10 protein-coding genes and 1 pseudogene are annotated in these 14,911 nt (G+C 62.1%); 4 read left to right on the top strand and 7 right to left on the bottom strand.

Going from position 1 to position 14,911, the window contains the following annotated elements:
- The first annotated feature begins 170 nt into the window (after positions 1 to 170).
- Entirely contained in the window at positions 171 to 1,535 is a 1,365-nt protein-coding gene (locus CKW29_RS07495; RefSeq protein WP_095148227.1) for a formimidoylglutamate deiminase, read from the top strand.
- A gap of 61 nt (positions 1,536 to 1,596) precedes the next feature.
- On the opposite strand, the gene CKW29_RS07490 is transcribed toward CKW29_RS07495, so the two are convergent.
- Both CKW29_RS07490 and CKW29_RS07485 read right to left on the bottom strand, forming a co-directional pair.
- On the bottom strand, positions 1,597 to 2,166 hold the full coding sequence (locus tag CKW29_RS07490) for a lipocalin family protein (RefSeq protein ID WP_095077974.1): 570 nt from the start codon (positions 2,164 to 2,166) through the stop codon (positions 1,597 to 1,599).
- 31 nt (positions 2,167 to 2,197) lie between these two features.
- Entirely contained in the window at positions 2,198 to 2,452 is a 255-nt protein-coding gene (locus CKW29_RS07485) for a hypothetical protein (protein WP_095144599.1), read from the bottom strand.
- 280 nt (positions 2,453 to 2,732) lie between these two features.
- Between CKW29_RS07485 and CKW29_RS26270 the strand changes: the two are divergent.
- A pseudogene (locus CKW29_RS26270) lies at positions 2,733 to 3,767 on the top strand (cache domain-containing protein); the annotation flags it as partial.
- Between the two features lie 63 nt (positions 3,768 to 3,830).
- Positions 3,831 to 4,625 (top strand): methyl-accepting chemotaxis protein, encoded by a 795-nt coding sequence (locus CKW29_RS26265; protein ID WP_371850646.1) that lies wholly within the window; start codon positions 3,831 to 3,833, stop codon positions 4,623 to 4,625.
- A gap of 60 nt (positions 4,626 to 4,685) precedes the next feature.
- On the opposite strand, the gene CKW29_RS07470 is transcribed toward CKW29_RS26265, so the two are convergent.
- From CKW29_RS07470 to CKW29_RS07450, 5 genes are all read right to left on the bottom strand, one after another.
- The gene (locus CKW29_RS07470; protein ID WP_095144596.1) at positions 4,686 to 5,288 is read right to left on the bottom strand and encodes a DUF924 family protein; all 603 of its coding nucleotides are present in this window, start codon (positions 5,286 to 5,288) and stop codon (positions 4,686 to 4,688) included.
- A gap of 2 nt (positions 5,289 to 5,290) precedes the next feature.
- Positions 5,291 to 6,301 carry a class 1 fructose-bisphosphatase gene (locus CKW29_RS07465; RefSeq protein WP_095144595.1) on the bottom strand — a complete coding sequence of 337 codons (1,011 nt, stop codon included), beginning with the start codon at positions 6,299 to 6,301 and terminating at the stop codon, positions 5,291 to 5,293.
- A gap of 289 nt (positions 6,302 to 6,590) precedes the next feature.
- Positions 6,591 to 7,964 carry a DUF3999 domain-containing protein gene (locus CKW29_RS07460; RefSeq protein WP_095144594.1) on the bottom strand — a complete coding sequence of 458 codons (1,374 nt, stop codon included), beginning with the start codon at positions 7,962 to 7,964 and terminating at the stop codon, positions 6,591 to 6,593.
- Positions 7,961 to 11,530, bottom strand: a complete 3,570-nt coding sequence (locus CKW29_RS07455) for a DUF2339 domain-containing protein (protein WP_095148224.1) — start codon at positions 11,528 to 11,530, stop codon at positions 7,961 to 7,963. Before CKW29_RS07455 ends, CKW29_RS07460 begins: the two co-directional genes overlap by 4 nt.
- A 126-nt stretch (positions 11,531 to 11,656) precedes the next feature.
- Entirely contained in the window at positions 11,657 to 14,107 is a 2,451-nt protein-coding gene (locus CKW29_RS07450) for a glycogen/starch/alpha-glucan phosphorylase (RefSeq protein ID WP_095144592.1), read from the bottom strand.
- 216 nt (positions 14,108 to 14,323) lie between these two features.
- On the opposite strand from CKW29_RS07450, the gene CKW29_RS07445 reads away from it, so the two are divergent.
- Entirely contained in the window at positions 14,324 to 14,758 is a 435-nt protein-coding gene (locus CKW29_RS07445; RefSeq protein WP_095144591.1) for a YkgJ family cysteine cluster protein, read from the top strand.
- Positions 14,759 to 14,911: the final 153 nt, after the last annotated feature.

The following is a 14,911-nucleotide window of genomic DNA, read 5'->3' as shown; positions in this document are numbered from 1 at the left end:
ACAAGGGCGCCGGACTGTCGCCCAGATTGGCACTCAGCGGCGTGATGGCAGGCGGAGTCGGCACAGGAAATCCTTGATGGTTGATGAAAGTGACTAGCTTGCCGGAGTTTACCGAGCAGGCAAACGTCTGTATATGTATATACAAATATCACACGATGGGGTGCTGAACCATGTCCGCCTTCTTTGCCGAACGCGCGTTACTGCCTAGTGGATGGGCCAACAATGTACGTCTAGAGGTCAGTGCCGATGGCCTGCTGACCCACATCCAGGCCGATGCGAGCGCTGAAGGCGCCGAACGATTGAGTGGTCCTGTGCTGCCGGGCATGCCGAACCTGCACTCCCACGCGTTCCAGCGGGCGATGGCCGGCCTGGCCGAGGTGGCCGGCAATCCGAACGACAGCTTCTGGACCTGGCGCGACCTGATGTATCGCCTCGTCGGAAAAATCAGCCCGGAACAACTGGGGATCATCGCTCGCCAGCTGTACATCGAAATGCTCAAGGCCGGCTACACCTCGGTCGCCGAATTCCATTACGTGCACCACGACCACAACGGCCAGCCTTACGCGGACCCGGCCGAACTGTCGCTGCAGATCAGCCAGGCGGCCAGTGCCGCAGGGATAGGCCTGACCTTGCTGCCGGTGCTCTACAGCCATTCCGGGTTTGGTGGCCTGGCACCGAACGACGGCCAGCGGCGCTTTATCAACAGCACGGAAAACTACCTGAGCCTGCAAGCACGCCTGCAACCGATCCTGGCGCAGCAAGCGGCGCAAACCCTGGGAGTGTGTTTCCACTCGTTGCGCGCGGTCACGCCACAACAAATCAGCGAAGTACTGGCGGCCAGCGACAAGCAGTGCCCGGTGCACATCCACATCGCCGAACAGCAAAAGGAAGTCGACGACTGCCTGGCCTGGAGCGGTCGCCGTCCACTGCAATGGCTCTACGAAAATACCGACGTCGATCAGCGCTGGTGCCTGGTCCACGCCACCCACGCCAACCCGGAAGAAGTCAGCCTGATGGCCAAGAGTCGCGCCATCGCCGGCCTGTGCCTGACCACCGAAGCCAACCTGGGCGACGGGATTTTCCCGGCCGTGGATTTCCTCGCCCAAGGCGGACGCCTGGGCATTGGCTCTGACAGCCATGTATCGCTGAGTGTGGTGGAAGAACTGCGTTGGCTGGAATACGGCCAGCGCCTGCGCGACCAACGCCGCAATCGCTTGTATGGCACCCATCAGCCGATGGTCGGTCGCACCCTGTACGACGCCGCGCTCGATGGCGGCGCGCAAGCCCTGGGCCAGCCGATAGGCGCCCTGGAGGTCGGCAAGCGCGCCGACTGGCTGGTACTCGACGGCAACGACCCTTACCTGGCGACCGCCAGTGGCGACGGGATCCTCAACCGTTGGTTGTTTGCCGGCGGCGATCGTCAGGTGCGCGACGTACTGGTCAATGGCAAGTGGGTGGTGCGCGACGGGCATCATGCCGGCGAGGAAGAAAGCAGCCGGGCCTTCACCCAGGTACTGCGCAACCTGCTCGGCTGACCGCCGGGACTGGCCGAGGGCTTGATCGTTCCCCCGCGTGGGAACGATCTCATGCAGAGCGTTATTTGGAGGTCTGTGCCATCTTGGTGTCCGACACCCGCCAGATCAGGCGTGTGGTGTCGTAACCCTGCTGACGCGCCCTGCTCAGCAGTTCTTCACGGGTATCGGCATTGACTTCGGGCTTGCGCGACAGCAACCAGAGGTAACGTCGATCAGGGTTGCCGACAATCGCAGTCTGGTAGTCGTCGCTGACGTACAACACCCAGTAATCGCCCTTGAATCCACCTGGCAACAGGCGGGTAAACCAGTTATCGAAGTTCACCCACAGCTTGTCGGCCTTGCCCGGAACCTGCGGCGTCGCGGTGCCCCGAACCTCTTCCCACGTCCACTCAGGCGTCAGGCAGCGATTGAGCACATCCATGTCACCGTCCGGCTTGAGGGCATAGTGGGCTTCGGACTGCGCGCAGTTACGCTGGAAGTACATGGGCATGCGCGCCAGCTCGTACCATTTGCCCTGGTAACGCTTGAGGTTGACGCTACTGGCCGTTTTCGGCGCAAGCGAATCATTGCCAGAAGTGGCGCAGCCGGCCAACAACAGACCGGCCAAAAGAGCTATTACTAACCGCATCATTATTCTTCTCCCGTGGGCACATAGCCCCGGTTTACTTCAGGCCTTGTCCGGAAAACATCAACACTTTGTCACCGGCGAATTGCACGCTGATAAAGCTGTTCTTATCGCCCCAGGTGCAGCTGGACATGCCCAGTGCGCCGGAACAATCGGCAGGTTTGCCCAACAGTGTTTCGACTTCGACCTTGGGCATGCCCGCCGACAGTTTCGAGTAGTTTTCCTGGTTGACCTTGCTGCAGGCGGCTAACAGCACGCAAAACGACAGCAAGGCGATAGAACGCAGCGACATGGTGAAACTCCTGGAAAGAGGGGAAGGCATGGCTGCCAACCAGAAGCTTAGAAGAGAAAACCCCCTTCTGGTTCCCACCGCCGCCGGGTATTTCTTGAACGGTTGCCTGTGCATTTTTCCCGTAAATCAGACACTTTCTCGCGCCAGTCGACATTTCGTCGATTTTCGCCAAACCCGCCTAATCTTTGGCGCCGACCTGTCGACATAGAAGCAGCGCCTGGCCTCGACCGAGGCAATTTGACGCACCTCGCTGATCAGTCCTCCCGCGGTAGCTCCTCTAATGACCAGAAACATGAAGTTCAGCCACAAGATCCTGCTCGCCGCTGCCCTTGTGGTGGCCGTTGCGTTTGCCTGTTTCATCCTGTTCAACGACTACCGCCAGCGCCAGACCCTGCGCGCCAGCACCGAATCCTCGATGCAGGAGCTCGGCAGCCTGACCACCAGCAACATCCAGACCTGGCTGGAAAGCCGCATGCAGCTGCTGCAATCGCTGGCCCAGCAAGTGGCCGTCGACGGCCCGGCACTGGACGCTCTCAAACGCGCGATCGACCTGCCGGCGTACACCAGCAACTTCCAGCTGAGCTACTTCGGCGGTGCCGACGGCGTGATGTTCTCGGTGCCGGCCGGTAATCGCGCGGCGGACTACGACCCACGCGCCCGTGGCTGGTACAAGGCCGCCAACGGCGCACAGCAGACCATCGTCACCGAACCCTACATCGCCGCGTCCTCGGGCAAGCTGGTAATCACCGTGGCCACCCCGGTACGCCATCAGAACCAGATGATCGGCGTGGCCGGTGCCGACATCGACCTGGGCAATGTCAGCGCTATCATCAACTCGCTGGACTTCGACGGACACGGCCACGCCTTCATCGTCAGCGCCGATGGCAAGATCCTCATTCACCCGGACAGCAAGCTGGTGCTCAAAAGCCTTTCCGAAGCCTATCCGGCCGGCGCGCCAAAGGTCAGCCCGGGCATGCAGGAAGTCGAGGTCAACGGCAAGACCCAGTTCATCTCGTTCACCCACGTCAACGGCGTGCCCTCGGCCGACTGGTACGTGGCCCTGGTGCTCGACCAGGACACCGCCTTTTCCATGCTCAGCGAGTTCCGCACCTCGGCGATCATCGCCATGCTGATTGCCGTGGTGATCATCATCGCCCTGCTGGGCATACTGATCCGCGTGCTGATGCAACCCCTGCTGACCATGGGCCGGGCCATGCACGACATCGCCGAAGGTGAAGGCGACCTGACCAAGCGCCTGACCATCCATGGCCATGACGAATTCGGCGCACTGGGCACTTCGTTCAACCGTTTCGTGGAGCGGATCCACACCTCGATCCGCGAAGTGTCGTCAGCCACCGGCCAGGTCAACGAAGTGGCCATGCGGGTCGTCAGCGCCTCCAACTCATCGATGTTCAATTCCGACCAGCAAGCCTCGCGCACCAGCAGCGTCGCGGCGGCAATCAACCAGCTCGGGGCCGCCGCCCAGGAAATCGCCCAGAACGCCGCACTCGCGTCGCAGCACTCCAGCGACGCCCGCAGCCTGGCCGAGGACGGTCAGCAGGTGGTGGATAAAACCATCACGGCGATGCAGCAGCTGTCCGCCAAAATCAGCGACTCATGCGGCAGCATCGAAACACTGAACAGTAACACCGTGAACATCGGGCAAATTCTCGAGGTGATCACCAGCATCTCGCAGCAAACCAACCTGCTGGCCCTCAACGCCGCGATCGAAGCCGCCCGCGCTGGTGAAGCCGGACGCGGCTTCGCCGTGGTCGCCGACGAAGTGCGCAACCTCGCCCACCGCACCCAGGATTCGGCGCAGCAAGTGCAGAAGATGATCGAAGAACTGCAAGTCGGTGCCCGTGAGGCCGTCGCGATCATGACCGACAGTCAGCGCCAGAGCGAAAGCAGCGTCGGCATCGCCAACCAGGCCGGCGAACGCCTGGGCAGCGTGACCCAGCGCATCGGCGAAATCGACGGCATGAACCAGTCGGTCGCCACCGCCACCGAGGAGCAGACCGCCGTGGTCGAGTCGATCAACGTCGACATTACCGAGATCAACACACTGAACCAGGAAGGGGTGGAAAACCTGCAATCGACCTTGCGGGCCTGTGCCGACCTTGAGCAGCAGGCGGCGCGGTTGAAGCAGTTGGTGGGCAGTTTCAGGATCTAGCGCCTTCAAGAACCCCTTCGCGGGCTTGCCCGCGAAGGCAGCACCAGTCGCAATGAAAATCTAGAAACTTGAACCTGGCTTCGAGAGAAACACTAACTCCTCGGCCGTCGATTCCCTGCCCAACACCGCATTGCGATGGGGAAAGCGTCCAAACCGGGCGATGATTGTCTGATGCCGTTCGGCGTAATCGAGGTTATCGGCAAACACCGCGCGTTCCGCCTCGGGTTGTTCGGCCAGCAACTGCGCAAAGCGCGAAACCGCTTCGTTCTGCACCGCCAGGTGCTCGCAATGCTCGAACACCAGGTAGATGAACACCCGCTGGATCGGCCGCAGCTGCCGATCGAAATCCGCGGCAATGCCCTGCGCCACGAGCTTTTGGGCACGCAGATCACCGGCATAGGATTTGGGGTTTTCGCGAAAGATCATTCGCGGTAACTGGTCGAGCAATAACACCAGGGCCAGCCAACCTTCGGGACGTTGCGTCCACTCAGGTAGTCCGCCGGCCAGTGCCTGTTCCACCAGGTCCCCGAAACGCGTGCGCGCTTCGAGGTCCTGGCTGTCACGCTTACCGAACCACAGACCGCCCTTCTGCGCCGCTACTTCGTTTGGGCTGTCGGCTGAACCGAACCACCAATCAAGCAACGGCTGCCAGGGCGCGGTCATGGTTACTCCTTGTGGTAAGCCGTGACGCGTTCAACTTCCTGCTTCGAGCCCAGGAACACCGCTACGCGCTGGTGCAGGCCTTCGGGCTGGATGTCGAGGATGCGCTGGTGACCGTCGGTGGACGCGCCGCCAGCCTGTTCAACCAGGAACGACATCGGGTTGGCTTCGTACATCAAGCGCAGTTTGCCCGGCTTGGAAGGCTCGCGGCTGTCACGTGGGTACATGAACAGGCCACCACGGGTCAGGATGCGGTGTACGTCGGCTACCATCGCGGCGACCCAGCGCATGTTGTAGTTCTTTTTCAGCGGGCCTTCTTCGCCAGCCAGCAATTCGCCGACGTAGCGTTGTACCGGGGCTTCCCAGTGACGCTGGTTGGACATGTTGATCGCGAATTCCTGAGTGGACTCCGGGATTTTAATGTCTTCATGGGTCAGCACGAAGCTGCCCATTTCACGGTCCAGGGTGAAGCCTTTGACGCCGTCGCCCAGGGTCAGTACCAGCATGGTCTGTGGACCATAGATCGCGTAACCGGCGGCTACCTGCTGGGTGCCTGGCTGCAGGAAGGCCTTTTCGTTCAAGGCCTCGTTCTGGCTCAGGTGTTCGTTCGGGCAACGCAGCACCGAGAAGATCGTACCGACCGGTGCGTTGATATCGATGTTCGACGAGCCGTCCAGCGGGTCGAATACCAGCAGGTACGCGCCTTTCGGGTATTTGCCCGGGATCTGGTAGGCATTGTCCATTTCTTCGGACGCCATGCCGGCCAGGTGACCACCCCACTCGTTGGCTTCGAGCAGGATCTCGTTGGAGATCACGTCGAGTTTCTTCTGCACTTCGCCTTGCACGTTTTCAGTGCCCATGCTGCCCAGAACACCACCCAGGGCGCCTTTGGAGACGGCGTGGCTGATTTCCTTGCAAGCACGCGCTACCACTTCAATCAAAAAGCGCAGATCGGCAGGGGTGTTGTTGCTGCGGGTCTGCTCAATCAAATAGCGACTCAAGGTAACGCGGGACATGGACGGCTCCGGAGGAATGGGGGCTAAAAACCCGCGCAGTTTAACGCGAGTCGATGCGCAATTGTTCCTATCAGACGAGATTCGCTCAATAGAGTTCATGCGCGGGGATGAGCGTAGTTCGAATCGAAAGGGTCGTGGCGTGAGGATTGACAGAAAATCGGCGGCTTTTGCCAGTAAACAGGCCGCCTTCGCCAGCACCCTCGCTCCCGCACAGATCGGCATCGCCTTGGCGAACACGATCAACGGCGGGAGCGAATGTGCTCGCGATGGGGTGCCAAGGCACCCTCATTCAGGACTTGGCAGGCGGCTTGCGCAGCAAACTGAATGCCATCGCCGCCAGGAACAGTACGCTCAGCAGCAACACGGCCCACAAGCCGATTTTTTTCCAGTTCGTCGCCGGGGCAGCCGACGGCGCCAGCTCTGTCGCCTGCGTGACTGCAACCCCGCCATCCACCGAGGCCTGCCCCAGGGTCGTCAGGCGCTCGGGCCGGTAATCAGGAATCAGCGTCGCCAGCGGCAAGTTCGCCGCTTTCACCGTCGCATTGCCCAGCGCCAGGGTGTACGGCCCGGCTCCTCGTGCAAGGAACACCAACTGCGTCGAGCGTACGGCATAACGCACCTTTGGCGCCTCAGCCCCCAGTCCGCCGCCACGCTCATCCACGGTCAGCTTCAACTGTTGCACGACATGGCCGGGCACCTGCAATTGATTTTGCACCACGTCCTGTCCGTTCTGTGTCAGGCGATAGAGCAGACCGCTGCTCAAGGTCTGCCATGGCAGGCTGGTTTCTCGACGCCCTTCCAGGGTCACCGGTGCCAGGCTGTTGGCCTCGCCCAGTTCGACCTCGACACGCTCCACCCTCAGCCCCATCGGCAACTGCCATACGTATTCACCGTCCTTCAAACGGCTACCGGACAACGGCCCGGACCAGACCAGGGGTTGCGAGACCGCACTGGAGCTGGCGCTTTTCAACTGCACCGAGGTCAATGCCGGGGCCGTCTCCGGGGCTTGCCACAACAGGCGCAAGTAACGCGCGCGCTGCCCTGGCAAACCGACTTCGTGCTGTTCGACCCGCTCATCAGCAAATGACAAGCGCGCGACCTGCCCTTCTCCCCACCCGTGCCACCGCTGCAGGTCGTCGCTGGCCTCGATGCTGAAGCGCTGGAAGCCATCGCGCTCACTGGTCCAGTCGAGGATCAACTGCTGCAAGGGTGCCTTGATCGCACTGGCGTCCAGCAACCAGCCACGCAGTACTTCTTCGCCGGCCTCCAGCTGACTGGACGGCTGAACCTCCACCAGCGTGCCATTGGCACTGGATTGCACCCGCACGCCTGGCACCCCGTCGCGGGCATCCGCATTGTCGTACAGCGGGAACCACTTCACCTCATTCAGCACACCCTCGTTGCCGTCCGGTGCCTGCTCCCGCGCCAGTGAATAGGCCTGAGCCTCACCGTTGCCGTTGAAGACCCGCACATCACCGAGATCGGTCTGGCGCGCGCTCAACTGCACGTCCAGCGGCAGCGACAGGCGATACCAGGGGCCTTCGCCGCTCAGGCTCAACGGCACTAGCGTGGTGAAGTCCGCCGGCACTTCCTGTGCCTGGACTGACAGTGCCATACAGAATCCAACAACACCCAGCCAGCCCGGGTTCAACTTCATGTTCAAGACGACGCTCCTTCAGATTCATTGCCCGATGCCTGTGGCCCGGGTGCAACATCGACACGCTTGGGTGGCAGCGGGGCAAAATAGCCCACGACCAGCAACAAGACGCCCACGCCGATAAACGACACGATCCGTGCGAGCCCGCCACGGTTGCTCAATTCAACAAAGATCAGTTTGGCAACCACCAGTGCGATCAACGCCGCTCCCACCAACCATACTTCCCGACGATGACGCAGATGCCCGCCAATCATCAAACTCAAGGCAATCAGCGTCCAGACGATCGACAGTCCCGCCTGCACCAGCATCGACTCCAGCAAGGCATCCAGTTCGAACGGCACCCCGCCCCACTGGTGAGCACTGCGCATCACCAAGGCCGTGAAGAAGACGAACAGCGAAACCCCGGCCACCCCCTCAGTCGCCGCTGCGGCGTAGGGCAAGCGAATCGACAACTGGTCGAGCGCACTACGCGACCAGGCATACACGCCGAACAAGGCAAACAACAGGCCGATTTCCAGTGGATTGAGCAACGGCACATAGGGCAAAGGCTCGGCTGTGCCGTCACTGGCGATGTTCGCCAACCAGAACCAGCCGAGCATCAGCAACGCCAGCGGCAGTGCAGCGTAGAGACGGTACTCGCGGGCATGGGCCGACACCGGCCACGGCCAGGTGCGAGGCGCGGCCACCAGCAGCAGATACAGGCTCGGCAGAATGGCCCAGCCCAGCCAGCGCCAGGCGTTGTACTGCTCGGACAGCACCAGCAGGCCATAACGCAGCTCCAACGCCAATACCGCGATCAACAACCAGCAACCCAGCACATGGGCCGTGCTCGACACGCGTGGCGGGAGCATCGCAGCCATACGCCGCAGCGAGATGAAATGCACCGCGAACACCGCCAGCCAGGCCAGCCAGCCAAAGTCGGCAGCCGGGTGATAACGCGAATGCCAGGCCGCGACCAGCACCAGCGACGCGACGGGAATCAGTAAACAGCCAAGAATGCCCAGCGACGGCCATTTCAAACGCAACGCCAGCCACGCCCACAGCGCGACACTCAATGCCGAGAAACCCAGCAACAGCGCGGCTTGCAGATGCGGCGGCGCGAACCGCAGCACCTCGGTAACCACGGCCAACGCCCACCAGGCCGCGCCCCACACCAGCAACAGTTCGGACAGACGCCCTAGGCTCAACGCATCGAACGCGCTGGCGTGCTGGCCAAACTGCAAGCGCCAGGCGCCCACCATGGCCGCCAGACCCAACACCATGGGCGTCCAGAACCCGCTATGGCCCAACGGCCGCAAACCTTCACTGAGCAGGGGGCCAAGCAACCCGGGAGCGGCGATCAGAAACACCGCGCCGCCCGTCACCTGTAACAACAAACCGAAGACAAAGCTCACACGCTGCTGCAAATACAGGCTCAACCAGATGATCAACAGACCGCTGGCGGCCCACACCGCACTCGCCGTTTGCCATGGCAAGACGAACAGCACCGCCAGGTTGATCAGCACCAACCCAGCCAGCAACACCAGCGACAAGCCCCGCAGCAAACGCACATCGCTGCGTACCATGTCATCGCGAGCGGCGAACAACATGCCGCCGATCAGCGCCAGGCCGATCAGCGAAGCCGTCATCAGTCCACTCCAGCCCGCACCGAGCACGGCCGTCGAATCGTCGCTGGCGCCGTGCAGGCGCAGCAGAAACAACACACCACCCAGCAGTTGCACGGCAAACGCGGCGAACAGGAACGTGCGCGATTGCAGGCGCAGGCCGACGAACAAGGTCACCAGGCCAGCCAGCGCCCAACTGATCGCCGTGCCATGGGTGAAGAAAAACAGCGGCGCCAGCAGATAGAGAAAGGTCAGGCCAGCGCAGGCCAGCACCGGCAGACCTTTTCGCTCCCAGGCATGGGTGTGCTCAGGGGAGGCACTGCGCAACTGATGGAAGCTGAACAGCAGCGCCGCGCCGAGCATCAACGCACCCAGCGGTGGGCCGTCGAGCAGGCTGCCGCCGCCGAAACCCAGTTCACTGAGGAAGGCCAGCGCCGCCCCCAGTTGCAGCAACAAGGCAAAGGTCCGGGCCAATGGCCGATGTTGGCGCAACCCGAGCCAGTAGATCCCCGCCCCCTCCACCGCCCAGGCCGCCGCGGTCCAGCGCGCCTCCAGCGCCAATGGAATCGCCAGGCTGGCGAAAATCACCCCCAGCGCCAGGCAGGTTTCCGCCAGCAGCAAGGCGCGGCCACCGCTGAGCAAACGCGCCAGCCCCATGTAGACGAAGCCCAGCACCAGGGCACTGAAGGCAGTGGCGAACTCCAGGTGTTGAACCAGCGCAAACTGCAGGCCGAAGCCCACCAGCGGCGGGCCGAACAGCATCGTGCCGTCGACATAATCGCCCTTGCGCGCAGACCAGTGCAGCAGCGCCTCACGGCTGTCATCCTCGGGTCCGTCGCTCAGCGACTGCAGTTTACGCCGGGCAAACAACAGGCCAATGGCCAGGTACATCAGGAAAAACAAGACCAGGAACGGCTCGGTGCTCCACAGCAGTTCCGGCGTGTAGGAGCGCAGGCCCCAGGCGAAACCGATGCCGAAGGTGCCGGCAAAGCCGATCAGGTTCAGCAGCCGCCAGGCCTTGAACCAGGCAATGGCCAGGATGCCGGCATTGAGCAGGGCGAAATAGCTGAACAGCGCGACATGATTGCCGGCACCCGTGGAGGTCAGGATCGGCGCGGCAAAGCCGCCCAGCGCGGCCACGCAGGCCAGGGCCAGGGAGTCTTGAGTGATGGCCAGAATCGCCGAGAACAGCGTCACGACCACCAGCAGCCCCAAGGCCGCCGTCGGGTCGAGCAACGGGTGCAAGCGCATGGCGGCGAACACCGTCAGGTACAGCACCGCGATCCCGGTACCCTGCAGCATCAGCGCGTACTGGGTGTTGCGGCGTCGCAGCCACCAGCCCAGGCCAAGCAAGGCCAGCGCAGCGGCGGCAACACCGGCGTAACGCAGTTCAATCGGCACCACCATGCCTTCGGTGGCGTAGCGCAGCAGGAACGCCAGGCCGAAGAACAACAACACCACGCCGACCCGCAGCACGGTATTGCCGCCGAACAGCCAATTGCGCGCAGCCGCGATGGCGCGCTCGATCAGATTCGGTCCACGGGGTTCGGCGGGGGGCTGCGGTTGAACGGGTCGTGCAGTCCAGGGATCGACCGGTTCAGGAGTGATCGCGGTCTGTACCGTGGCCATTTCGGGCGGCAGCTCCCAGACCAGCTCCTGCAGCGCAGGCACAGGTTCCGGTATGGGTGCTTGCTCAACGACGATTTCGGATGAAGGCGCCGGCTCAGTGACCGGGGTTGCACCCGTGCCGCCGGTTTCGAGCAAGGCAAGCCGCTGCTCGACCGCGCCCAGGGCCACCTTCGCCAGCTCCAGTTGACGCTGCTGCTCGCCCGCTTGCGCATTCAGGCGCCGCAGCACAAGCGTCTGGCCGATACCCAGGCCGATCAGCGCACCGATCAACGCGTCGCCGAAGGACTCATCCAGTATCCAGCCCAACCCCCACCCAATCAGCATGAACATCCATTGCATGGTCGATATCCCTAAGCGGCCCATGGCAGGGCGAATCCGGGTAGTCCCGCAGCCCGGTGCAACTGCTGCTTAGTATATCGATCCGGCCCAACAACCGTTGGGCCGGGCGCAAAATTGTTACACCCTCTACTCCAACGCCTTCCAGATATCCGTGGCGTACTCGCGAATGGTCCGGTCAGAGGAAAACCAGCCCATACGCGCGCTGCTGAGTACCGCCGAGCGCCACCACGCCTTCGAATCGTGCCAATGGGCGTCGACCCGCATCTGCGCGGCCCAGTAAGACTCGAAGTCGGCGCAGACCAGGAAGCGGTCGTATTCGATCAACGAATCGATCAGCCCGGTGTACCGCATCGGATCATCCGGCGAGAACACCCCGCCCCGAATCGCTTGCAGGACATCGCCAAGCCGGTGGGAAGCGGCGATGTCCGGTGCGGCATGAAACTCGTGGTTCTGTTTACGCGCCTCGACCTGCTGGGCGCTCAGGCCGAAGATGAACATGTGCTCGGCACCGATGCGCTCGCACATTTCCACGTTGGCGCCGTCCAGGGTACCGATGGTCAACGCACCGTTGAGGCCGAATTTCATGTTGCTGGTGCCGGAGGCCTCGAAGCCCGCGGTAGAAATCTGCTCCGACAGGTCGGCCGCCGGAATGATGCTCTCCGCCAGGCTGACGTTATAGTTGGGCAGGAACACCACTTTCAGCAGGCCGCGCACCGTCGGGTCGTTGTTCACGGTACGGGCGATATCGTTGGTCAGCTTGATGATCATCTTGGCCTGGTGATAACTGGCCGCTGCCTTACCAGCGAAGATCTTCACCCGCGGCACCCAGTCCACTTCCGGCTCGGCACGTATCGCCTGGTACAACGCCACGGTATGCAACAGGTTGAGCAACTGGCGTTTGTATTCATGAATCCGTTTGACCTGCACGTCGAACATCGCCACCGGGTTGACCGCGACCCCCAGGCGTTCATGGATCAGATAGGCCAGGGCCTTTTTGTTGTGCAGCCGCTGCTCGGCGAACTGCTTGCGGAACGCGGCTTTTTCGGCAAACGCCTCCAGGCCAGCCAAGAGCTGCTCCGGATCATCCAACAGCTCAGGGCCCAATGCATCGACCATCATCGAGGTCAGTTCGGGGTTGGCCTGATAGAGCCAGCGGCGAAAGGTAACGCCATTGGTCTTGTTGTTGATGCGTGCCGGGTACAGCTTGTGCAACTCGGAAAACACGGTTTCGCGCATCAGCTGGGTGTGCAGACCCGACACGCCGTTGACACTGTGGGAGCCCAGAAAGGCGAGATTGCCCATGCGCACCCGCCGGCCGTTGTCTTCTTCGATCAACGACACCGCGCGCAGCACGTCGAAATCGTGGATGCCCTTGGCCCGCAGCGAGTCGATGTGCTGGGCGTTGATCAGGTAAATGATCTGCATGTGCCGGGGCAGCATCCGCTCCATCAACCCCACCGGCCAAGTCTCCAGGGCCTCGGGGAGCAACGTGTGGTTGGTGTAGGACAAGGTGTCGACGGTAATCTGCCAGGCCGCCTCCCACGCCACGTCATACACATCGACCAGTTGGCGCATCAGTTCGGCCACGGCAATCGAGGGGTGGGTGTCGTTGAGCTGGATCGCCGCATGATCCGCCAGGGTCAGCACCGAGGTGTGCATGTTGCGATGGCGGCGCAGCAGGTCCTGCAGGGACGCGGCGACGAAGAAGTATTCCTGGCGCAGGCGCAGTTCCTGCCCCGCTTCGGTGCTGTCGGCCGGGTAAAGCACCCGGGAGATGCTTTCGGCGCGAGCCACTTCAGCCACGGCCCCTAGATGGTCGCCGGCATTGAAGCGCTCCAGGTGCAACTCTTCCATGGCCCGCGCCCGCCACAGCCGCAAGGTGTTGACGCTCGCCCCGCGCCAGCCGACCACCGGCGTGTCATACGCCACCGCCCGCACGGTCTCCGCAGGCGACCAGATCTGCTTGCTCTTGCCGTTGGCATCGACAACGGTGGCGACGCCGCCACCAAAACCGATCGGGTAGATCACCTCTGGCCGCTCGAACTCCCAGGGGTTGCCGAAATCCAGCCAATGCTCGGTCTGCTCCTGCTGCCAGCCGTCGACAATCGCCTGGCGAAACAATCCGTGCTCGTAGCGAATACCGTAGCCGTGGCCGGCAATGCCGAGGGTCGACATGCTTTCCATGAAACACGCCGCCAGGCGACCGAGACCTCCATTGCCCAGCGCCGCGTCCGGCTCCAGCAGCCGAATGCGCTCCAGGTCCACGCCCAGCTCGGTCAGGGCTTCGCGGGCAACGTCGAGCAAACCGAGGTTGCTCAGGCTGTCGTAGAGCAGGCGACCGATCAGGAACTCCAGCGAGAGGTAGTACACCCGCTTCTGGCCCTTGCGGTAGATCTGGCGCGTGTGATCCATCCAGTGCTCGACCATGTGATCACGCGCCGCCAGGGCGATGGCTTCGAACCAGTCATGGTCGAAGGCGTGATCCGGGTCCTTGCCCACTGCATAAGTGAGTTTGGTCAGGACGGCTTCGCGGAATGCGGCCACCTCAGCTTCGCGAACAAGTGGTTCTTGAGTCATCGATAGGACCTCGGGCGAGCATGGAATTGACTGAGCCTAGACGGTCTGACAAACGGCGCAGGCGCTGGTTCGGGTGTTTTACGCAATGACCTGAATTGAGCGGTTCAGGGGCAAAAGGATGCAGGGGCCGTGCCGAAACCTTGAAAAAGTTGTTCAAAAAACCACCAATCCCGTATGATCCCGCGCCCGGATACAACGCTACCCCTTGGAAACCTGATGAAGCCTCAACTGATCGCCGCCGCGGAACTCGACCGTCTCGAGACCTGGCAGAAATACTCCAGCCATATGTGCGGCGGCTGCGTGTCCAGCTGCTGCACGCTGCCGGTCGAGGTCAAGATCAAGGATCTGATCCGCATCGGCATCGTTGATGAGTTCGAACGCGGCGATCCGCCGAAGAACATCGCCAAGCGCCTGCAAAAGGAAGGGATCGTCGAGCGTTACAACCAGAAGTCGGAAATCTTCACGCTCCAGCGCATGAGCAACAACGATTGCCTGTACCTGGATCGTAAGAGCCGTTTCTGCACTATTTATGACAAGCGCCCGGATACCTGCCGCAACCACCCGAAAATCGGCCCGCGGCCGGGGTATTGCGCATACAAGCCTAAAGAAGTGGTGCGCGAGAGCAGCCGCCGCACGATCGAAAAATTCTGATCTGATCGTTCCCACGCTCCGCGTGGGAACGCAGCCGGGGACGCTCTGCGTCCCAAGAGCCGAACGCGGAGCGTCCGTTGAGGCATTCCCACGCAGAGCGTGGGAACGATCCATCAAGCAAACCCCAGACAAACAAAAACGCCCCCGGCCTTT

It is taken from the genome of Pseudomonas sp. Irchel s3a18, assembly GCF_900187535.1.
Lineage (GTDB): Bacteria > Pseudomonadota > Gammaproteobacteria > Pseudomonadales > Pseudomonadaceae > Aquipseudomonas.
This window is presented reverse-complemented; position numbering and strand designations above follow the sequence as displayed.